At 64.5% G+C, this 21379-nt stretch carries 19 protein-coding genes; 10 read left to right on the top strand and 9 right to left on the bottom strand.

The features are described 5' to 3' along the window. Window positions 1-56: 56 nt before the first annotated feature. Window positions 57-314 (top strand): glutaredoxin family protein, encoded by a 258-nt coding sequence (locus NATPE_RS06620; protein WP_006179524.1) that lies wholly within the window; start codon window positions 57-59, stop codon window positions 312-314. A 145-nt stretch (window positions 315-459) separates the two neighbouring features. Here the strand turns inward: NATPE_RS06620 and NATPE_RS06615 are convergent, their stop codons facing one another. Next, a complete protein-coding gene (locus tag NATPE_RS06615; RefSeq protein WP_006179525.1) occupies window positions 460-1425 on the bottom strand; it encodes a transcriptional regulator in 966 nt (321 codons plus the stop codon). Between the two features lie 181 nt (window positions 1426-1606). On the opposite strand from NATPE_RS06615, the gene NATPE_RS06610 reads away from it, so the two are divergent. Next, window positions 1607-2899, top strand: coding sequence for a tRNA(Ile)(2)-agmatinylcytidine synthase (locus NATPE_RS06610; RefSeq protein WP_006179526.1), 1293 nt, complete (start codon window positions 1607-1609; stop codon window positions 2897-2899). Window positions 2900-2905: 6 nt separating this feature from the next. Here the strand turns inward: NATPE_RS06610 and NATPE_RS06605 are convergent, their stop codons facing one another. Next, window positions 2906-3109: a VNG_1110C family protein gene (locus NATPE_RS06605; protein ID WP_006179527.1), complete on the bottom strand. Its 204-nt coding sequence runs from the start codon at window positions 3107-3109 to the stop codon at window positions 2906-2908. A 172-nt stretch (window positions 3110-3281) separates the two neighbouring features. Further along, on the bottom strand, window positions 3282-4907 hold the full coding sequence (locus NATPE_RS06600; RefSeq protein ID WP_006179528.1) for a hypothetical protein: 1626 nt from the start codon (window positions 4905-4907) through the stop codon (window positions 3282-3284). Window positions 4908-5066: 159 nt separating this feature from the next. Between NATPE_RS06600 and NATPE_RS06595 the strand changes: the two genes are divergently transcribed. From NATPE_RS06595 to NATPE_RS06580, 4 genes are all read left to right on the top strand, one after another. After that, on the top strand, window positions 5067-6179 hold the full coding sequence (locus NATPE_RS06595; protein WP_006179529.1) for an OBG GTPase family GTP-binding protein: 1113 nt from the start codon (window positions 5067-5069) through the stop codon (window positions 6177-6179). A 238-nt stretch (window positions 6180-6417) separates the two neighbouring features. After that, window positions 6418-8142: a Na+/H+ antiporter NhaC family protein gene (locus tag NATPE_RS06590; protein WP_006179530.1), complete on the top strand. Its 1725-nt coding sequence runs from the start codon at window positions 6418-6420 to the stop codon at window positions 8140-8142. Between the two features lie 48 nt (window positions 8143-8190). Next, entirely contained in the window at window positions 8191-8979 is a 789-nt protein-coding gene (locus NATPE_RS06585; RefSeq protein ID WP_006179531.1) for a VOC family protein, read from the top strand. Between the two features lie 121 nt (window positions 8980-9100). Further along, the gene (locus tag NATPE_RS06580) at window positions 9101-11107 is read left to right on the top strand and encodes a hypothetical protein (RefSeq protein ID WP_006179532.1); all 2007 of its coding nucleotides are present in this window, start codon (window positions 9101-9103) and stop codon (window positions 11105-11107) included. On the opposite strand, the gene NATPE_RS06575 is transcribed toward NATPE_RS06580, so the two are convergent. The 3 genes from NATPE_RS06575 to NATPE_RS06565 form a co-directional block, all read right to left on the bottom strand. Then, a complete protein-coding gene (locus NATPE_RS06575) occupies window positions 11104-11487 on the bottom strand; it encodes a universal stress protein (RefSeq protein ID WP_006179533.1) in 384 nt (127 codons plus the stop codon). The two genes, NATPE_RS06580 and NATPE_RS06575, sit on opposite strands and share 4 nt — an antisense overlap. 317 nt (window positions 11488-11804) lie before the next feature. Next, window positions 11805-12116: a DUF7521 family protein gene (locus NATPE_RS06570; protein WP_006179534.1), complete on the bottom strand. Its 312-nt coding sequence runs from the start codon at window positions 12114-12116 to the stop codon at window positions 11805-11807. Continuing rightward, a complete protein-coding gene (locus NATPE_RS06565; protein ID WP_006179535.1) occupies window positions 12113-12460 on the bottom strand; it encodes an ArsR/SmtB family transcription factor in 348 nt (115 codons plus the stop codon). Before NATPE_RS06565 ends, NATPE_RS06570 begins: the two co-directional genes overlap by 4 nt. A 302-nt stretch (window positions 12461-12762) precedes the next feature. Here NATPE_RS06565 and NATPE_RS06560 point away from each other — a divergent pair, with 302 nt between their 5' ends. Further along, a complete protein-coding gene (locus NATPE_RS06560) occupies window positions 12763-14415 on the top strand; it encodes a sensor histidine kinase (RefSeq protein ID WP_241432715.1) in 1653 nt (550 codons plus the stop codon). A gap of 96 nt (window positions 14416-14511) precedes the next feature. Next, entirely contained in the window at window positions 14512-15258 is a 747-nt protein-coding gene (locus tag NATPE_RS06555) for a UbiA prenyltransferase family protein (protein ID WP_241432716.1), read from the top strand. Between the two features lie 389 nt (window positions 15259-15647). Here the strand turns inward: NATPE_RS06555 and NATPE_RS21040 are convergent, their stop codons facing one another. Beyond that, window positions 15648-16415 carry an alpha/beta hydrolase gene (locus NATPE_RS21040; protein ID WP_006179538.1) on the bottom strand — a complete coding sequence of 256 codons (768 nt, stop codon included), beginning with the start codon at window positions 16413-16415 and terminating at the stop codon, window positions 15648-15650. Window positions 16416-16539: 124 nt separating this feature from the next. Here NATPE_RS21040 and NATPE_RS22615 point away from each other — a divergent pair, with 124 nt between their 5' ends. Then, window positions 16540-16704 (top strand): hypothetical protein, encoded by a 165-nt coding sequence (locus NATPE_RS22615; protein ID WP_006179539.1) that lies wholly within the window; start codon window positions 16540-16542, stop codon window positions 16702-16704. A 361-nt stretch (window positions 16705-17065) separates the two neighbouring features. Further along, the gene (locus tag NATPE_RS06545) at window positions 17066-17359 is read left to right on the top strand and encodes a hypothetical protein (protein WP_006179540.1); all 294 of its coding nucleotides are present in this window, start codon (window positions 17066-17068) and stop codon (window positions 17357-17359) included. Window positions 17360-17481: 122 nt separating this feature from the next. Here NATPE_RS06545 and NATPE_RS06540 read toward each other — a convergent pair whose 3' ends face one another. Together NATPE_RS06540 and NATPE_RS06535 are read right to left on the bottom strand one after the other, a co-directional pair. Then, window positions 17482-18849: a hypothetical protein gene (locus tag NATPE_RS06540; RefSeq protein ID WP_241432717.1), complete on the bottom strand. Its 1368-nt coding sequence runs from the start codon at window positions 18847-18849 to the stop codon at window positions 17482-17484. A gap of 424 nt (window positions 18850-19273) precedes the next feature. Next, entirely contained in the window at window positions 19274-21373 is a 2100-nt protein-coding gene (locus NATPE_RS06535; protein WP_006179542.1) for a dipeptide ABC transporter ATP-binding protein, read from the bottom strand. Window positions 21374-21379 lie beyond the last annotated feature (6 nt).

Here is a 21379-nt window from a genome sequence, read left to right as displayed (position 1 = left end):
CGGCAACCGCTCGGTCGACCGGTGGGCTGATACGGCCTCCGGGCCACTAGTCGACCATGGCAGACATCACGATGTACGAACTCCCCGGCTGTCCGTACTGCGCGAAGGTCCGCTCGAAACTCGACGAACTCGACCTCGAGTACGACACCATCGAAGTGCCCCGCTCCCACGGCGAGCGAACGGAAGTCGAGAAGGTCAGCGGCCAGACCGGCGTCCCGGTCATCGTCGACGAGGCCAACGGGATCGACGGGATGAACGAAAGCGACGACATCGTCGAGTACCTCGAAGAGACCTACGGCAGCGGCGCGGCCTGAAACCAACGGGAGCCGATTTTCTCGAGTTCCGGTCGTCTCTCCCCCTCCGACAGCCGGTTGTTCGTCGACGTAGCTACTGCGTTCAGAACTGCCGTACAGACACTAACTGACGGAAAACAGCGGTCGAGAGGGGGAGGCGGCCGACTCAGGCCGCTTCCTCGTAGTCGGCACGTTCCCGGATGACGTCGCGGAGTTCGTCGGCGTCCCGGAGGTCGTCGAGTTCGTCGCGTTCGACCAAAGCGGTGCCGTCGACGTTGTCCTGTTTCGCCCGGTCGACGACGTAGACCGAGCGGGTGCGGGTCACGTGACCGATCGAACTCATGATTCGGGCGCGTTTCTCCGCGGCCTTGGTGAACTCGGAGTGGCCGGTCAGGACGACGTCGCTGTCGTCTTCGTCCTCGCTGACCGCGGTAAACGGCGAGCGGGCGGTCGGGTGGACGCTGTAGCCGGCCCGGGTGAAGACGGCGACGACCTGTTCGTCGTCCGGATCCGCCTCGGGGTCGTCCGGGGTCGCTTCACTCTCGTGGACGTCGTCGGCCCCCTCGAGGACGTCGACGGGGCTGGTCAGCGGCGCGTCGAAGAGGTCCTGGAGTTCCAGCGCGACCTCGACGGAGGCGTTCATGCCGTCCTCGTACTTCGAGACGGTCCGTCGGGAGACGCCGAGTTCGCTGGCGAGTTGTCCGAGGCTCCAGTCGCGGTCCTCGCGTTCGTCGGCCAACAGGTCACCGTCGATGTTGACGTAGAGGCCGCCCGGGGCGGCGTAGATCAGCGGCGGTACTTCCTCGATGAAGAGGTTGTACGCCGTGTCGGGGCTGAGGACCGGGACGCCGTGTCGGAAGTAGGTGACGTCGGGTTTCAGGTCCTCGTCGCGACTCCGCAGGCCGATAACCAGCGGCGTCGCACGGAGGTAGGTCCCCAGCCGCCGCATCTCGTGGCCGGTCGCTTCGTTGAACGCGTCGATGTTCGCGAGGATCTTGACCAACAGCAGATCCTCGCCGCGGCGCGCGGCGATATCGAAGCTCTTCGGCCGGATCGCACACCGGTCGCTTACCACGAATCCCGCGTCCTCTAACATCGCGGTCACGTTGCCGACCATTGCGGAGCGGGACATAGGGGGTTGTAAGCGATTCCTCCTATAAGACGTTTTCCCCGATATGTCCGTGTGCCGTGTCGCGATTCGGACCCGTACCGGGAATATACTTATATAGTTGGTTCGACCCACGGCCGGTGCCGATCCCCGACGACAACGCCGTCCCGAAAGGGGTTACCCGCTGCCCGGCCAAGGGCCGCCGATGACCGTCGTCGGGATCGACGATACCGACTCGCGCGAGCGCGGGATGTGTACGACCTACCTCGCCGCGACGATCGCGGATCGACTGCAACGGGACCACGGAGCGGCGCTTGCCCGCATCCTCCTCGTCCGGCTCAACCCCGCCGTCGAGTACAAGACGCGGGGCAACGCCGCACTGGCGATCCACACCGACTGCGATCCCGACACGGCGGCCGCCGTCGCCCGCGACCGCCTCGAGGCGCTGTCCGAAACCGCCGACGAACGCACGAATCCCGGCCTGGTCGTCGCGGATCACGACCCCGGCGACGTGGCCGACACGGTGAGCCGATTCTCGCGGGCTGCGATCCGCGATCACCTCGCGATCGACGACGCCGTAGCGCTCGTCGACGACTGCGGCTATCGGTCGTGGCACGCCGGCGACGGCCGGGGCCGGATCGGCGCGCTGGCCGCCGTCGGCGCGTGGGCGGCCCTCGAGGAGTGGACCTACGAGTACATCACCTACCGCGAGCCGGATCGCTGGGGAACGCCCCGCGACGTCGATCACGACAGCGTCTTCGCGGCGGCCGACTGGGGCTATCCCGCTGTCTGGGACACCGTCGATCGCGGCGAGGACGAGACCGTCTGCGTCCCGCATACGCCGGGCCCGATCCTGCACGGGATCCGCGGGGACGATCCGGACGCGGTCCGGGCGGTCGCCGACCGCATCGCGGCCGAACCGGCGGCCTCGAGCCAACTGTTCGTGACCAATCAGGGGACCGACGTCCACCTCCGGGACGGTTCGATCCCCGAAGTGCGGGACGGGCGGGCCTACCGGCTCCCGGGCCGGGTCGCCAGCGAGCCCGAAACTCGCCGCGGCGGCCACGTCTTCGTCGACCTCGAGCCGCCCGAGGTCGGCGAGAGCGCAGCGACCGAGCGGCTGACCTGTGCCGCCTTCGAACCGACGAAGCGGTTCCGCGATCGCGTCCGGGCGCTCCGGGTCGGCGATCGCATCACGGCCTGCGGCGAAGTGGCGGACGGGACGCTCAAACTCGAGAAGCTGGCGGTCCGCGACCTCGTCCGCACCGAGCGGGTGACGCCGACCTGCCCCGACTGCGACCGGCGGATGAAAAGCGCCGGCCGGAATCAGGGGTACCGCTGCCGGGACTGCGGGACGAGCCGGGACGAGAAGGCGACTCGACGCCTCGAGCGGGACCTCGAGCGCGGCTGGTACGAGGTGCCGCCGTGTGCGCGTCGCCACGTCGCGAAACCGCTGGTTCGGGGCGGGTTCGACGCGCCGACGCACCCGGAGCGATAAGAGAGATCAGCGGACGCTGATGCCGCGGCGGGTGAGAAACTCGTGGACGTCTCGGATCTCGACGGGACTGCCGATGATCCGACGGCGCTCTTCGCCGGCCGGCGCGATCGTGACGGTGAACGCCTCGTCGAGCTGCGGCTCGAGGGACTCGAGGGTCTCCGCGGGAAGCACGATCTGGGTGCTGTCACGCAGCTGCGACGCGTTCGACATACTCGAGGATCGCCCGCAGTTCGTTTAGGTGTACCGGAATTTCGTTGTGAATGGTAATTGTACTGGGTAGTAGTAGCGGGGATTATCGGCCGATGCGGACCCCGGCCGGCGACGGCGATTCGGGACGCTCAGATACCGCGACGGCGAGATCGCGCTCCGTTCCGATCGTGTCTCAGTCAGTCCCGTAGACCGTTACCGTCCGCGTGTCGCTCGTGTGGGGCGATCGCACCGACACCGGGAACGTATCGTCGTTCGCGACCGGGTATGTGTCGTACCCCAGTCGGACCCTCGCGATCGAGCCGGGCGTGAGTCCGACGCTTCTGGAATCGACCACTTCCGGCGAATGGCCGACCACGAGTTCGACGTCGCCCGACCCCGCGGCCCCGCCGACGTTTTCGACGGTCGCGGTCACCGCGAGGAACTCGCCGCCCGTGACCGGCGCGTTCGTTCCGGTAATCGACACGGCGAACTGCGCCGCGTCGCCGCCGTCGCCCCCGTCGCGCCCGTAGACGAGGACCGACTGCGAAGCGCTGTCGTCGCCCGTCCGCACGCGGACGGGGAACTCGTCGTCGTTCGCGACGGGGTAGGTGTCGTAGCCCATCGTGACCGTCGTCGTCTCACCAGCCCCGACGGCGACCGATCGGCTATCGACGGTCGTCGGATCGTGTCCCACCACGAGTTCGACCTCGCGACTCGCCGGCCCCTCGCCCGTGTTCGCGAGCGTGGCCGTCACCTCGAGGAACTCGCCGCCGGTCACCGGCGCGTTCGTCTCGAGGCCGGTCACCGCGAGGTGGCCGTGTTCGGCCGCGTCATCGGTCCCGATGACGGTGACGTCGGTCTCCGCGGCGGCGTGGCGCGTCTCGACGCGGGCCGGGAACGTCTGGGTGTTGCGGACCGTCGCAGTGGTGAACTCGAGGGAAACGGGCTCGGACTCGCCCGCGAACACCTCGACGGTCTCGCTGTCGACGTGGGTCGGATCGTGACCGACGATCAGATCGACGGTCGCCTCGACGAACCCGTGATAGGTCGAGTGCCCCTCGACCGCGACCTCGGCGTCCACGACGAGGTCCTCGCCGGCGTGAACCGGCGTGTTCGTCCCGGTGATCGAGACATCACGCAGCGCCTCGACCGACGGGCCGTCGGTCTGGGCTGCCCGCGTCCGGCCGTCGCGACAGATGGCCCACGCGGCCATCGGATAGCCGCCGATGAACCAGATCGCATCGCCCCCGGTCGTAGCGTAGGTGGCCGTCGCCGTCGACCCCGACAGATCGGCCCGCTCGAGATAGGTTGCGTTGCGCCCTTCCTGCCAGACGAGCCAGTGGAGAACGCCGTGGTCGTCGGCGGCCGTCGCGGTGACCTCGATCGACTCGTTCGGCGTAATGGTCGTGTCGGGTCCCGGTTCGCAGGTCAGTTCGACGGTCGGTGCCGACGGTGCGTCGTCGGTGACGGTAACCTGCCACGCGAGGCTCGCCCCGTCGACGGTCACCGACACCTCGTAGACGCCGGGCTCCTCGAATCGGCCGTGAGCCGCCGGATGCCCCGTCCGATACGTGTAACTCCAGAAGGGGGCCGCTCCCGCGAGGTCGGCCGCTCCCGGCCCCTCGACCGTCCACTCGGCCGTCGCCGGATCGTCGCCCGGCGTTGCCGCCGCTTCGAACACGACGTCTTCGCCGGGCCGGACGCTCGTTGCGTCGTCGACTGGACACCCCCGCTCGAGTGCCCGCTGTGCCCGCCCGGTCCCGAGCGTCGCGAGCGCTCCCACGGTTCCCACCGCCGTGACGTACTCCCGCCTGTGCATACGCTGACATACCGCTCGGGGAACGGTATAGCTAATCGAAGCTCTCGGGAACGAACCGGCGCGAGGAAACGAACGTCCGGGTTTCCGGCTCGTTTCGGGCGGGAGTCGAACGCGGAGTCTCGAAAGGGTTTTTCGGCCCGACCGGCTGTGTACGACCAAATGGGGCTCGAGGACGAGATCGAGGAGATCGAAGAAGAAATCGCCAACACGCCCTACAACAAGTCCACGGAGGCCCACATCGGCCGGTTGAAGTCCAAGCTCGCCGAGAAAAAGGAGAAACTCGAGAACCAGCAGTCCGGCAGCGGCGGTGGCGGCGGCTACTCCGTCGAGAAACACGGCGACGCGACCGTCGCGCTGGTCGGCTTCCCGAGCGTCGGCAAGTCCTCGCTGCTGAACTCGATGACCAACGCCGAGAGCGAGACCGGCTCCTACGAGTTCACGACGCTGGACGTCAACCCCGGGATGCTCAGCCACCGCGGCGCGAACATCCAGATGCTGGACGTGCCCGGACTGATCGAGGGCGCGGCCGCGGGCAAGGGCGACGGCCAGCAGGTACTCGCGGTCGTGCGCAACGCCGACCTGATCGTCTTCATGCTCTCGGTGTTCGAGATCGAACAGTACGACCGCCTCCAGAAGGAACTCCACGACATCAACATCCGCGTCGACCAGCAGCCCCCGCGGGTCACGGTCCGTCCGAAGATCAAAGACGGCATCAAGATCACCTCGAGTACCGACCAGGACCTAGACGAGGAGACGATCAAACACGTCCTCCGCGAACACGGCTACGTCAACGCCGACGTCAACCTGCAAGAGAACGTCACCATCGACCGGCTGGTCGACGGCCTGATGGAAAATCGCGAGTACATCCCCTCGATCACCTGCGTCAACAAGGTCGACCTCATCGACCCCGACTACAAGGAAACCGTCGACGAGCAGTTGCGCGAGCGCGGCCTCGACCCCGAGGAGGTAACCTTCATCAGCGCCGAAGAGGAGAAAGGCCTCGAGGCGCTCAAGGACCGCCTCTGGGAGAACCTCGGGCTCATTCGGGTTTATATGGACAAACCCGGCCGCGGGATCGACTGGGAGGAGCCGCTGGTCGTCGAGGAGGGCGCGACCGTCGGCGAGGCCGTCGCGAAACTCGGCGGCGAAATGGAAGAGCGGTTCCGCTTTGCGCGGGTGACCGGTCCCAGCGCGGCCCACGACCAACAGCAGGTCGGGACGGACCACGTCCTCGAGGACGAGGACGTACTGAAACTGATTCTGCGACGGTAGCGCGTAGACGGGTTCGGCCGAGCGGACGACACCCTGCCGGAGACTATCAGTACGTCGCTTCCGAATCGCACGACTGCGTTTCGATTCGTGTGTGAATCGTTTCAGTGCGTACTATCGTCGGCTATACTGCCGTTTACTAGCCCGCCTCAGTGAGTTTCGGATGGTCTCGGGTTTCTGACCTGAACGGGTTCGAAACGGAACGCTCAAAAATATCCGGCAGCCCCACTAGTAGGTAGATATGGTTGCTATAGAGTGGCTCTCACAGTTGATCGATTCGGGGATACTCTCGCTCGTCCCGCCGCTACTGGCGATCGCCCTTGCGATCGCGACCCGCCGACCGATGCTGGCGTTGTTTCTGGGAATCTGGTCGGGTGCGATCATCCATACCGGCGGCCACGGCATCGCACAGACCTTCGACTGGATCGTGGCCGCGATCATCGTCGACGACGGCTTCCACGTCCAGATTCTGGTCTTCACGCTGCTGCTGGGCTCCGGCGTCGCTCTCATCTGGCGACTCGGTGGCGCGATCGCCGTCCGAAACTGGGCCACGAACCGCCTCGAGACCCAACAGACCGTCGGACTGACCACGTGGGGGCTTGGCATCGCCATGTTCTTCGACGACTACGCCAACACCGCCATCGTCGGCAGTACCATGCGGGAAATCTCCGATCAGTTGCGGATCTCCCGCGAAAAGCTCGCCTACATCGTCGACTCGACGGCCGCGCCCGTCGCAACGCTTGGCATCTCGAGCTGGGTCGCGTTCCAGTTGTCGCTGATCGGCAGTGCCTACGAGGAGATGGGTGTCGCGGGTGAGGCCCCGACGGCGTTCGCGACCTTCGTACGCTCGATTCCGTACAACACCTACGCACTGTTGGCGATCGTCATGGTCGGGATCGTCGTTTACACCGGCCGGGACTACGGCGAGATGCTCGACGCCGAACACCGCGCCCGGACGACGGGAGCCGTCAACCGCGAGGACGCACAACCGCTCCAGAAGGTCGAGGAAGACCTCGGCGAGCCGATCGACGAGCGGCCGATGTTGCGGACCTTCTTCGCGCCCGTCGTCGTCCTGGTCGCGGTCACGCTCGCGGGCGCGTTCTGGACGGGATATCAGTCCTGGCAGTCGAGTCAAGCCGAGGCGGGAGCGCCGACTGCGTTCGGTGCAGCCGTCAACGACGCGGGATTCACGCAGGTACTGATCGACGTCGTCGGGGCGGGCAGCTTCGCGACGGCGCTGATATGGGGTTCCTTCGCCATGGTCGTGACCGCGATCGCGATCGGCCTCGCCTACGGCCTGTTCGACATCGGCGAGGGCGTCGAGACCGTCATCGACGGGTTCGGAATCATGCTGACGGCGGTGACCATCCTCGTCCTCGCGTGGACGATCAGCAGCGTCGCGGAGACGCTCGGGACGGGAGAGTACGTGGCGACCGCCGCCGAACCGTACCTCTCGGAAGCGTTGCTCCCCGTCCTCATCCTCTTCGTCGCCGCGTTCGTCGCGTTTACCATGGGGTCGTCGTGGGCGACGATGGGACTCGTCACCCCGATCGCGGTCCGGGTCGCCTACGAGTTCGGAAGCGGGTTCGAACTCGTGCCGGTCGCCGTCGGTGCCGTCTTCTCCGGTGCGATCTTCGGTGATCACGCCTCGCCGATCTCAGACACCACGGTCCTCTCGGCGACGTTTAGCGGTGCGGACCTGATCGATCACGTTCGCACGCAACTACCCTACGCCCTGACCGTCTTCCTCGTGGTCGTCGGCTGCTACCTGCTCAACGGCTATCTCGGCGTCCCGCCGATCGTCTTCCTCCCGCTCGGCGTCGTCGCCCTCGTCGGTCTCGTCATCGGCCTCTCGGAACTCGACGCCGGCCGGAAGGGGCTCGAGCCGGTCGCGACGGAGCCGGTCGTCTCCGGGCCCGAGCCAGAGGGAGAAATCGACGCGGACTCGACGGGTGGAGACGAGTAGCCCGCCGCCTCCGCCACGTTTTTGCCGTCTGCTGGCCTGTCTTCGCGTATGGACGGAACGCTCGATCACACGATGATTCGCGTCGCCGATCTGGAGGCGTCTCTCGACTGGTACCAGTCTCACCTCGACTATGAGGAGAAAGACCGCTACGAGGGCGACGGCTTCACCATCGTCTACCTCGGGCCCGAAGACATGCACGAGGACGGCGCGATGCTCGAGATCACTCACAACGAGGGCGAGGAGCCCGACGTGGGCGACGCCTGGGGGCACATCGCGGTCCGCGTTCCCGAGGGTGAACTCGAGGACTACTACCAGCAGCTCATGGACGAGGGCGTCGCGGACTATCGGGACCCCGAGTCCTGTGGCGGGCGCTACGCGTTCGTGAAAGACCCCGACGGTCATGAGATCGAGATCGTCCAGCGCGAGACCGGCGCGCTGTGGTCGCTCGACCACACCATGATCCGCGTCGAGGACGCCGATGAGGCGCTTGGCTTCTGGACCCGGAAGTTCGGCTACGACGAGGTCGGCCGCTGGGAGGCCGACACCTTCGCGAACTACTTCGTCGAGCCCGAAAACGCCGCCGACGAGGCGATGTCCGTCGAACTCACCTACAACTACGACGGCCGCACGTACGACATGGGCGACGCCTGGGGCCACCTCTGTGTCCGCCTCGACGACCTTCACGACGACTGGGACCAGCTCATGACCCGGGAGGCAACAGATTACCGCGATCCCGAGAGCTGCGACGACATGTACGCGTTCACGAAAGACCAGGACGGCCACGAGATCGAACTCATCGAGCGGGATCTCGAGGCCGACTCGCTGTTCCCGTTCTGAGATCGCGCCGCGTCGGCCGACCGGCCGATCGTGGCTCCAGTCATCAACCGGACTGGAACCGTTCCCGACCGATATATGTTTAGTAACATACTTTTGTGGCGTTGATGTATCGGGCAGTGACATGTGTCCCCACTCCCGCAGAGCCCTCCTCGGAATCGGTACTACACTGGTCGTATCGGCGGCCGGCTGTCTCTCTGACACCGGTAGCGAAGACGACGAACCACCCGCCGATTCCACCGACGACGGCCCGCTTTCGTCGCTGTTCGCCACCGTCCCCGGCGATGCGGTCGACGAGTCGATGTCGCTGTCGGCAATCGACGACTCCCGGCTCCGCGAGGTCGGTGCGATGGAACTCGTCGGTCCGTTCGACCTCGCCAGAGGAACCCTGCTCGAGGACGTGTTCGCCGACGGGATGTCCGTTACCCGTCGCGTCACCGCCCTTCACTTCGAGCAGGAATCGTTCGTCATGGCGTTCAGACTCGAGGACGTCTCGTTCGATCCGGAACAGGATCTCGCAGTCACACTCGAGGACGGCATCACGACGCGTCGGCGCGACGACGGGCCGGACTACGAACTCGTCACCCTCGAATCGGGTGCCGTAATCGGGGTGGCGGACGAGATCGGCGTCGTCGCCGACGCGGAGTCGACGGTCGAGGCCGCCTTCGACGCCCGAAACGGCGACGCGCCGGGCGTTCGAGAGGCGGTGTCCAGCTTCGACGACGCGCTCGCGGTGTTTCCCGACGCCGACGTCCGGACCGTCGTCACGGACGCCGACGAGTGGTCGCGGACCTACGAGGAGCTGGCGGCCGAGGACGGCGAGTACCTCCTGCTCACCGCGAGGGTACGCGATCCCGACACGCTCGAGATCGGTCACGCGCTATCCGTGACCGACGAGTCGGTGATCACAGACGCCTTGATCGAGCAGTTCGAGCAGAGCATCGTCGATGCGGACGAGACCGTTGACACCGCAGTCGAGGGATCGCTCCTGAAAGCGACCGAAACGATCGACCTCGAGAGCAGGCGACGCGCCGCGGCACACGAAAGCCCGGGCGGCCTGCGGCCGGACGAGTTAGCGGCCGGCGAGGAGTTCGTCGAGATCGAGGTCACGACCGGCGATCCGACGCCGGTCTCGGAACTCGTACTCGAGGTCGACGGGGAACCCTACGACGAGGCGATCTGGGCCGACGGGGACGAGGAGATTGCGGCCGGCGATACGATACGCATCCGGACCGCGGACGCCGAACCGAACGTCTCGATCGCGCTTCGCCACGAGACCGAGTACGGCACTACTGCCGAGACGAAGCTGTACAGCGAGTTCGCGTTCGCGTTCGACTACGATCTCGACGCGAGGACGGTGACGGTCCGGTACGAGGACGAGTACCCGCTCGACGGCGACGGCGTCGTCGTCGCCGTTCGCGAGAACGACGATCTACTGTCGGGCGACACCGACCCCCTCAAGCGGACCCGCCCGTGGACCGGCACCGAACCGTCGACCGGTGCCACGGCGACCCTCGAGGGGGTCGACCCCGGAACCGTCGCACTGGTCGGCTGGGAGGGCGATACGTTCCGCGAGGCGCTGGCGTGGGAACGGATCCGACCGCCGGGAGAAGCCACCGTCGACTACGACTACGAGACGCGAACGGCGACCGTCGAACTCGCCCTCGAGGACGGGCGGACGTGGCCGGCATCGGAGTATCGACTGCTCGTCGATGGCGAGCCGGCGGCTACCCAGTGGACCGACGCGGGGGAGACGGTGTCCGACGGTGACCGGCTCGAACTCGAGGACGTGTCGGTCGGTACGTCGATCGAGGTCGTCTGGGGCGAGGACGCGCTGCGGATCGGCAGTGCCACCGCGCGGCCGGACGTCTCGTTCGATCTCGCGGTCGAGGAACGGACGGTGACGCTGGTCCACGACGGCGGCCCCGCGCTCCCGGCCTCCGAACTCGTCGCGACGGTCCACGTCGACGACGAGGAAACGGACGTCGCACTTGGCGAGCGGGTCGACGGCGCGTTCGCGCCGGGGGATACCGTGGCACTGCTCGACCTCGAGCGGGACGATCCGCCGCTGAAAGTCCGAGTGCAGTACGACGGGCACCACATCGAAGACGCCTACGACGGCGAACTCTAGAGGACAGGGATCGGGACGACGACGACCGGCCGGTCCGCGTCCGCAAGCAGCCCCCGCGCGGTCGAACCGAGGTCGCGCGTCGCTTCGGGATCGCCGCTGTGGGCCCCGACGACGAGTTCGTCGGCCGCCGAGGCTGTAGCCGCGTCGCGGAGTTCCGCGACTGGGTCTCCGGTCCGGACCTCGGTCTCGACCTCACCCACCGTCGCGAGCCGAACAGGGGCGACGTTCAACGCCTCCTCGCAGTCCCGGCGCGCCGTCGGGTCGTCGGCTGGCGCGACGGCGACCACGGTGACGGCGTCGTCGCCGCTTGCCCGTTCCTCGAGGTAGTCACAGATCGCTGCGGTAGTGTGGATCGAGTCGGTCCCGACGAGATACTGCATAGCCGACAGTAAGGCAGCAGCCGACACAAACCTATGGAATCGGGACCGTCGAACGCGTCGGTCGGTCGGATTTTCCGACTCGGAAAACGCTCTCGGATCACTAATAGGAACGGGGCAGTAGCGGGAAACGGGGGACGTGATAGGCAATCCCCGCACGCCTGCGTGGTCCCCCGCTTCCCCGCATCCGATCATCCCACGGCCGCGACGCCTGCCCCACACGTCCCCGCGATTCCCCCCTCGCGCGGGGACGTGCGGCGTCGGCCGTTCCCCTGAGCGATGGTCCCTGCCGCTTCGGCCCGATCGATCCGCCCGAATCCTCAGTGTCGCCCGTACAGCGAATACGTGATCGCGACCAGTCCGAGCAGTCGGCTCACGTTCTCGAGCAACGCGATGACGACCTGATCGGGATCGACCAGCGTCGTCACGAAGACGTTGAGCAGGAACGGAAACACCGTCAACAGCGAGAGACCGATGGACAGATAGAGCATCGACTGTGCGTCGTTGCGCCGGTACCCCCGGTAGGCCTGATACGCGATGACCGCGCCAAACAGCGCGACGAGGAAGAGACTCGCGACGGTCAACAGCTCGAACAGCGTCGCCTCATCGATCCGGACGACGTTCCGACTCATCGCATCCCCTCCCACATCCGGGTGAACTTGTCGGCGACGTCTTCCTCGCGATACGTCAACTCGAGTTCGAACGATCCCTCCTCCAAGGACAGTTCGAGGTGGTCGAGGTTCGCACTATAGACGCTGTAGTGGTTGCCGTCGGATGCGAGTTCGGTCTCCTCGGTGACGAGGCGACACTCCTCGAGGCGATCGAGTCGTCGATAGATCGTCGGGAGGGAGGCATCACACCGTTCGCTCAGGGTACTAGCAGACATGGGTTCGACGCTCGTGTGGGTGAGGATTTCCCGTGCGTACTCGTCGTCGAGAACCGAAAGCAGGGTCGACAGGTCAGTTTCCTCACTCACTGGTATGGCAGTTCCTTCCGCCATGGCTATCAAAAGCGGTCCGGTTTTTCTGGCTGAGAAAACACCCCGCCGTGGAGACGTCAGAGGGTTCGGAGAACGAAACGTGGGTGAGTAACATGGCTGTAGCGTGATGAGCATTGATAAGCGATGCGGCGTTCCCGTTCGAGGATGTCAGTCGTTTTCTATATCGCCACCAATATTTTTCCAAGCTAGAGAATTTTTTAATAGATCGGAGCCGTATCTTCTATTGAGATAGAAGAATGAGTATGCTAAATTATATAACTATAACATTTTTGTTATACATGAGTACTCTCCCAGCACTATACAGCGCCTATACGGTGTACGACAAGCGGCGGAAACCGGCAATCCAATGGTTTATTCTCTTCATGGTTCTGGCGGCCGCCTGGGCATTTCTTTACGCGACGATGAATCTAGTCCCAGCCGCTGGCCTTACGTATGCGATCGCGAACGTCTTCTGGACAGTCGTTACTGCAACAGGTGGCGCGTTCTTCCTGTTCGCGTATGAGTTTGCCTACAAACAACCGCTATCGAACAGAGTTGCCGTCCTCTTTTTTCTGCCCGCGATCGTATTCTTCACCCTTAGTTGGACCAATCCGGGTGATATCGTCTACACTGCCGAGTACACTGTTGGTACCGACGGCGTGCTTCAAGTCGGGTTCCCACAAGGAATCCTGTTCGTCAGTATCGTTCAGGGATACGGCTATCTGATGACGATCGCCAGTACTGCGCTTTTCTTCGCAGAAGCCATCCACTCGGACGGAAAGCATCGCAGACGAGCGGTGACACTCGCGATATTCTTCATCGGCGTACTGGTCGCCACGACACTCACAATCGTCGATTATCTTCCCCCATACTACGATGGAACCGCGCTACTGTACGGGTTCGCGGGAATCTACTTCGCTCACTCCGTGAACCGGCATGGGTTTCTGGAGTTCTCACCCGTCGCTCGAAACCAAGCGTTCAATGCCATCAACGAAGCGGTTTTCATTCTTAACGCCGAAGACGAAATCATCGACGGGAACAGTACCGCTGCTGAAACGTTCGATGTGAACTTGGACTCCCGGGAACGTATCGAGGACGTCTTGCCGACCCGTTCTTCGACAGGCGAAATCGAAGGGACGTTCTCTCGGACGGAGCGTGGCGAACTCAAGTACTATACGACGCAGACGCAACCGTTTGCGTACGGCCGTGGGTTAGCCGGGAAATTAATCGTCGTCGGAGAGATAACGAAACTCAAACAGCGGGAGAAGGAACTCGAGCGGATAAAAGACGTTCTAATCAGGTTCTTTCGACACGATATCCGGACGTCGATGCAGATTATTCTCGGCCAATCGGAAAGTCTCCAAAAGGACCTTCCCGATGGGGGCGACGATAATTTGACAGATATTGTGGATACCTCGGAAGACATCGTGAATAAAGCCCACAAAATTAGGCTTATCGATAGTGTGATCGGTGAGGACCGGAACGTGGTTGCTAGCCTCCCGGAAATGGTCGAAGACGGTATAACGAAGGCCGAAATTCCCTCGGATACCGTTCTCGAGGTGTCAATTCACGATGTCGACGTACAGTGTCATTCGAAATTCGCTTTCGCCGTTCAGGAACTAATCGAGAACGCGGTCGAACACCGTGGCCAGCCCGATCAAGCTACCGTGGTGCTTCGGAGCGAAATAGAGGACGACGCTGTAACGTTATTCGTCGAAGACGACGGCCAGGGCATCCCCGAAACCGAACTCGAGGTACTGAGAGAGGAAGGAGAGACCCAAATGAGTCATCTTAGCGGGATCGGACTCTGGATCGTGAAGTATCTGACCGAAAAGGCGGGCGGTGTCTTCGAGTGTAGAAATCGGCACAGCGGCGGTGCACAGATCCGTATTACGCTTCCCGTTCCTGCGGAGTCCGAGGACGAGCCAGCCCGGACCGTTTCGGATAGGTAAGTGTTCACATGTTCTTCGAACGGAGCCATTCGACGGCGTTTTGATTCCATTCCCTCAGGAAATTTTAACTCAGCATGGTGCCTCGGTACGAGTACTGTGGATACACGGACCGTTCATACCCCCTTCCTGTTGAATCTCTGGCTTTGCATCGGCGCTGTGCTTATGGTATGCATAACCGCAATCACGCTCGATATCCCACTTTCAGCAATCGGTGTTGGGATACTCCTCCCTGCACTGGGTGTATACGTCATTTACGTCGAGGACCGGCGCAACATCAGTCCGGAAGACCGCATCAATAACGCGTACAGGACGGCGCTCGTCGAACGCTTCGATACGCCACTGCTCTATACGAGCCTCGCCAGTATCGTCATCTATCAGGCCATCACGCTCTTCTTTGCGATCGGCCTCGCATCGACGTCACGGACAGGACTCGCACTACTCATCGCACAATTACCGCTTGTATTCATCTATACGTACGACGACTCGAAGCGCTATCCCGTCATTGATTCTGCATACGTCGCAGTGGTCTGGGCAGTGCTGATTTTCCTCCCGATATTTCTCAGTACGACACTGCGTGTTACGATGCCAACGGTGGCGGTGTTCATGGCCTGGTTCGCCATCATCTTTGCAGGTGTCGAGTCACGGAACGTAAACGACATCACCGGAGACGACGAAGTGAACCGCGCGACTGTCGCCGCTATTCTCGGCCCGCGCCGGACGAAATACCTCGTGGTGTCATTGAAAACAGCCGGACTCGGTACGATCTACGGGCTGGGCGGAGTGCTTCCGGCACTCCTCACGGTAGTATACCTGCTCTATCTCTCTCTCTGTTCCGTGAACTGACACGGAACATCACCCCGCCACCGGAGTACCGAACCGGAGAGCCGTCGAACGGGATGTAGTGCGTACTACGTCGGATAGAAACCGCGTTCTCAACTACGCAGGTAGGCTTGGCTGCCGGCTATATCTAGAACTGCATGAGAGATGCAGTGAGAAACTCGGGCCAAACATCGTCGACAACACTCGAGGATCAACTCGAGTCAGGTCTGTCCACCGGGTAGACGTCCCGATAGATACTCCGAGTCGGAAGGCATGTCCGGCCCCAAGGCGGTGACGGATCCGGGTCCTGGTTGCGTTCGCCGCTTGCTGTACTCGCTTCGGCGTGTCGCGGGTTGTCGGTCGCCGAGTCGACGCACACGAACGCACACGAATTGTGTATAGCAATATCTAATTTATCCACTACACAGCGGATCAGCACCGCCTGCTCTCGCCGCCGGCCCACTCGAGCCAGTCGAACAATCGCTTCCGCAATCGGTCCTCGGCCACCCGCGAGAAGCGATGGCCTTCGCCGGCGAACCGCTCGAGGAGGACGTCGGTCTCGAGTCGCCGAGCGGCCGCGAAACTGTCGGCGGGATCGACGACGTCGTCGGCACCGCCGTGGAAGATCGCGACCGGGACCGAGAGCGATTCGACGACATCGTCGAAGGGGTAGCGATCCAGCGCCTCGAGGAACCGACGGTCGATCCGTTCGCCGGTCTCGAACTGTACCCCCCCCCGTCGCGGTCGATGGTCGACCGATACTCGTCGAACGTATCGGTAGTCGTCACGGGCGCACGCGTCGCGACCGCCCGCACCCGGTCGTCCGTTGCGGCGGCGTGGAAAGCCATTTTCCCGCCGAAACTCGAGCCAAAGAGGACGTACGAATCGGGGTCGAAGTACTCGGTCACGGCACGGAGATCGGCCAGTCGAGCCTCGAGGGTGGCGTCGACGAACGTACCGTCGGACTCGCCACAGCCCCGGCAGTCGAACCGGACGGCGTTGTACCCCTCCCTGACGGCCCGCCGACACCGGCCCTCGTAGCTGCCGGACTTGTCGCTGCGGAGGCCGTGACAGAACACGATCCAGTCGTCCGAGTCGGTTTCGTGATGCACCGCGGCGACCTCGGGGGCCGACCCCGTCGCGGCCGCCGTTTCGATCGGGATCCTGTGTGATTCCGGCATCGTCCCGGACGACGGGCGGCAGCGTCTTGATCCCGGCGCTCCCCGAGAAAGAGCGGGTGCCGACTCGAGCGCTCGAACCCCGGCCGGCGAATCGTTTATCGCTCCCGACGTGGTTGGTCCGACTATGACCCGCACGACCTACCGGTGTCCGTGTGGTGCCCGCCTCGAGTTCAAGCAGGACCTGCGGAAGGAACGTGGAACACCGACGCCCGAGTGGAAGTGCAAGGACTGTGGAACGCCGGTACCGGGGATGACGGCCGAGAAGATCCGCCACCAGCATCCGTCCTGACTCGTTGGGTCGATCAGGTGACGGTAAATCATATGCCACGATATCGAACACCAGTAGTCCTCCGAGTACACCGACGACTCGCGAGGACAGGACGGTGTCTAGAGGGTGCCGTCGGGAAGTGAAACGGGTGCCGCGGCCTGTTTGACGGACTCGTAGCGCTGTTCGGCCCAGGAGAGCGCGGCATGAAGACGACGATATCCTCGTCGAAAACCTCGTTCTCGGCGATACGGTCACGGCCGACGCACTGGAGACGCTGGAAGCCAGTGACGACTGGACCCAAGCCCTCGAGAACGGGAACGTCGCGACGGTCGATACGGCCGATGCGGCCGCCCATCGCGACCTCGAGTCGGGAGTCACCAGGGTGTTCGTCTCCGCAACGCTGGAGAACGGTACCGATACCCTCCTCATCGCCGAAATCGACGGGACCGAGCTGGAATCCGTCTACAGTCTGGACGCACAGTCCGACGGGTTCACCACGCAGGGATCGGGGATCGACTGCTGGGTGAACTGTATCACGTGGGGCTCCTTCTGTGCGACCCCGTGTCAGGTGTGTGTCGCCGATCCGACTCGAATCAGCTGTGCCCCGTGTGCGGTCTGTATCGGTGGCACCGCGGCCGGCTGTGCGGCGAAGTGTGGTATCGAAGAGTTCTGGTAACCGTCCAACCGGGACGACGAACCCGCCAGACTCGGCAGCGAGACGCCGATCTATTTTTCGCGCGACTGCACAACGACCGGTCGTTCAGTTGCATCGTCGGTCGCGGGGCTCGAGACCGTGACTCACGGAATCGTATACTCCTCGAACGCCCTCACCGCCCGCCGGTAGGAAACCGCCGAGACCGCGATCGCGAGTGCGACCGTTCCGACGAGCGACAGCAGGCGAACGGTCGGTATCGAAACCCCGAGTCCCGTCGCCAGCGGCTCGTTCACAGGCGAGAGATACCCCGTAAGCGCCGGAAGGCAGACGAGCCCGACGAGTGTCATCACGACAGCAAGCTTGAGAAACGACCGTCGACCGGTCTCCGAGTAGACGGTCGTATCGACGAACGGGATCGGGACCGGGCGAAAGTCGCGATAGGACGCGTCCATACCGATCGCTGCGGCGACGGTGACGCCACAGAGACAGAGGGGAACGCTCGCGAGGGCGGTCAGGATCGCCTCGAGGGGACCGAGAGGGCTTCCCACCCCGGCAACGGCGGTTATCGCTACCGTCACCGGTGCGCCGACCGCGGTTCCCGCAAGGACGGTCCCGCGGACGAACTGGCGGCTCGAGGCGGCGGTAAGCGTCAGCGGGAGCGCGGGATACTCGACGCTGAGGAGTTCGATTCCGAACGCGAGGCCAGTCCCGACGGCGAGGACGAACGCGAGGAGCATCGGTGTAGCCGCCAGTATCTCACCGGCGGCGAGAAGCGGGAGGTAGACGATCGGAAGGACCAGCAGCATGTATCCCGCGGTCAACAGGCCCCGGGGGACGCGCCGTTCCTGAAGCCATCGCTTTCGGGCGACGGTGAGGACGGGCCGAGAAACCCGGCCGCCGAACAGCCACCTCGCGCGTCCGGGTCCGAGCAGGGACCGCGAGCGGTGGATCGTTCCGGATCCGACCGGATCGGTATGCCAGACCCGGTCGGCGAGCCTGATCGCTGCGACTGTACAGAGCGGGAGGCTGACGCCGAACAGACAGATCGCGCCGACGGGACGAGGGCCGATCGGCTCGGCCCTCGTCAGTCCGAGCAGGCCGAGATCAGCGATCCAGGTGATCGGAACGACCGGAAGCCACGAGGCGAGGCGGTCCCAGCCGACGGCATCGCTGGCCAGTAGGAACCACGCGATCACGAGGGCCGCGAATCCCGTCGCGTACAGGAGCGTTCTGTACCGGCGGAGTCGGGGCGACCGGAGGGCGGCGAGTTCCCGTCCGAGGCTCAGCGTTACACCGATCAGTGCCGCGAGCGCGACGCCGCCGGAAACGGCGAGCAAGACGGTAAACGGCCCCGACAGGGATTGGTGTCCGAACGCGAGTCCGACCGCGAAGCAGACGGCGGGTAGAGACAGCGGAACGGCAATCCCGCCGACGATCGTGGCGACGACACCGAGCGCGACCGTCCGGGGCGGAACGCTCGTGAGAAGCAACTCGGGTTCGATGCGTTCCATTACCGTCGACGTTCGTCGAGCGAACACCCAGACCAACGTGAGAAACCCCGAGACGGTGGCGATATATATCGTCTCGAGGGGGAGAGCGGCGGTTCCGCGCCGCAACGATCGGCCGACCTCGTACGCACCGGCACCGAGGAGCGTGGAAACCAAGACGAACGTGACGGCGAGGACCGTTCGCCACGCCGGCGATCGACCGAGTCGTCGCCGGGTACGCCGTCGCTCGACTCGCGCGATTCGGAGAGGCTGACGGATCCGTGCGGTGATGGGGCGGGTCATTCACTTCCGGATAGTGGAAAATTATGGCACGCGACACTTAATTCTGCATGTCGAGTCGTTCGTCTCGGCCGTACGAGTACGTGGAAATCGGGACCCCGACGGCTACGGACGGGAAAGAACGGCGAGTCACGGATCGGACGCGTCGTCAGTGATCACGGGCGAAGTGACACTTCGAGCGGCCCGCCTCGAGTTGGTGCTGCTCAGGGTCGGTAGCCGCACATTTCGGCTCGGCCATCGGACAGCGGGTCCGGAAGACACACCCGCTCGGTGGATCGGTCGGGTTCGGCGGCGCGTCCGCGATCGAGGCCCCCATGGAACCGCCGGGTTCGAGCGACGGAATCGCTTCGAGCAGTGCCGTCGTGTACGGATGTGTCGGCCGATCGAACACCCTGTCGGCGGGGCCGACCTCCATCAGTTCCCCGAGATACATCACTGCCACGCGGTCCGCGACGTGTTCGACGACGGTCAGGTCGTGAGAGATGAACAGATAGGCGAGACCGAGATCGGCTTGAAGGTCCGCGAGGACGTTGAGGAGGCGGGCTTGAACGGAGGCGTCGAGCGCGGAGACCGGCTCGTCGAGGACGACGAGCGAGGGATCGAGTGCGATCGCACGCGCGATCGCGACGCGCTGGATCTGTCCGCCCGAGAGTTCGTGCGGGTAGCTCGTCGCCTGGTGTTCCGAGAGCCCGACGCGATCGAGCAACTCGCGGACGCGGTCCTTGCGACGAGGTCGGTCCCAGCCGACACTCCGTAGCGGTTCACCGATCGTTTGCTCGACCGTCAGTCGGGGGTTGAGACTCGAGTGCGGGTCCTGAAAGACGACGCCGACGTCGGTGAGGGTATCGGCATCGCGGTCGGCGACGCTGCCGACTGGCGTCCCGTCGATTCGGACCGTCCCGGCCGTCGGCCTCTCGAGGCCGGTAATCAGCGATGCAAGCGTGGACTTGCCACAGCCGCTCTCGCCGACGAGTGCGAGCGTTTCTCCGGCCCGGATCTCGAGGTCGACCCCGTCGACGGCCCGGAGCGTGTCGTCGGCTCCGAGGAGGCGTTCGATCAGCCCGCTCGCGAGCGAGTAGTGTCTGGAAACACCCTCGAGTTCGACGATCGGGGACGGTCGGTCCGAGTCGCCCGGGGCCGATTCGGCGGCCGCGGTCGATTCGGACCTGGCATCGGGAGCGCCCCTGCTCGAGGACGGGGTATCCGACTCGGACCAGTTCGACTCGACGCAGGTGACGCTTCCGCGGCCGTCAGCGAGAGCAACGGTCGGGACCTCCCCGTCCCGACAGGCGGCAGTCGCGTACTCACACCGGGGGGCAAACGGACAGCCTGCCCGATCGGCGGTCGGTTCGGGAACCGATCCGTCGATCGCCGGGAGTCGGCTCTCCCGGTCGACGCGCTGGGGGAGACACTCGAGCAGCGCCTTCGTGTACGGGTGGCGAGGGTCCTCGAGGATGCGTTCGGTCGGGCCGGTTTCCATCACCTCGCCGGCGTACATCACGACGACGCGGTCGCAGATTTCGGCGACGACGCCCAGATCGTGCGTGATCAGCAGGATCGCCGTCCCGCGCTCGGCGTTGTACTGACGGAATCGCTCGAGGAGTTGTGCCTGCGTGGTCGCATCGAGCGCGGTCGTCGGTTCGTCGGCGATCACCAGGTCCGGGTCGGATGCGAGCGCGATCGCGACGCCGGCCCGCTGGCGTTGTCCGCCGGAGAGTTCGTGGGGGTATGCGTCAACCCGGTCGGCCGGGCTGGCGATTCCGACCTGTTCCATGAGGTCGATCGCCCGTTCGCGGTACTCGCGCCACTCCGACCGGCTGCTAAACGGCGGGAGATGGAGGTACTCGAGCAGGCGCTGGGGACCGGGTTCCTCGTGGACCTTGATCGATTCGGCGATCTGCTCGCCGACGTCGAAAACGGGGTTCAGCGTCTCAGTCGGGTCCTGAAACACCATCGAGACGGTGTCTCCCCGGAGCCGGCGGAGCTGTCGGTCGGTCGCATCGGTCACTGCCACGTCGTCGAGGTGGATCGATCCCCGGACGATCTCGCCCGGGTCCTGGAGGCCGACGATCGAGCGTGCGGTCACGGATTTGCCGCTCCCGCTCTCGCCGACGAGGCCGACGATTTCGCCCTGGTCGACGGTCATCGAGACGCCCTCAACTGCGCGGACGAGGCCATTGCGGGTCTGAAACTGCGTGTGGAGGTTATCGATCGAAAGCAACGTGGAATCCGTCGATTGTCCAGTCATGTCGTG

Source organism: Natrinema pellirubrum DSM 15624, assembly GCF_000230735.2.
In the GTDB taxonomy this organism is placed as follows: Archaea; Halobacteriota; Halobacteria; order Halobacteriales; family Natrialbaceae; genus Natrinema; species Natrinema pellirubrum.
The sequence above is the reverse complement of the archived record's forward strand: the minus strand, read 5'-3'. Positions and strand labels throughout refer to the sequence as shown.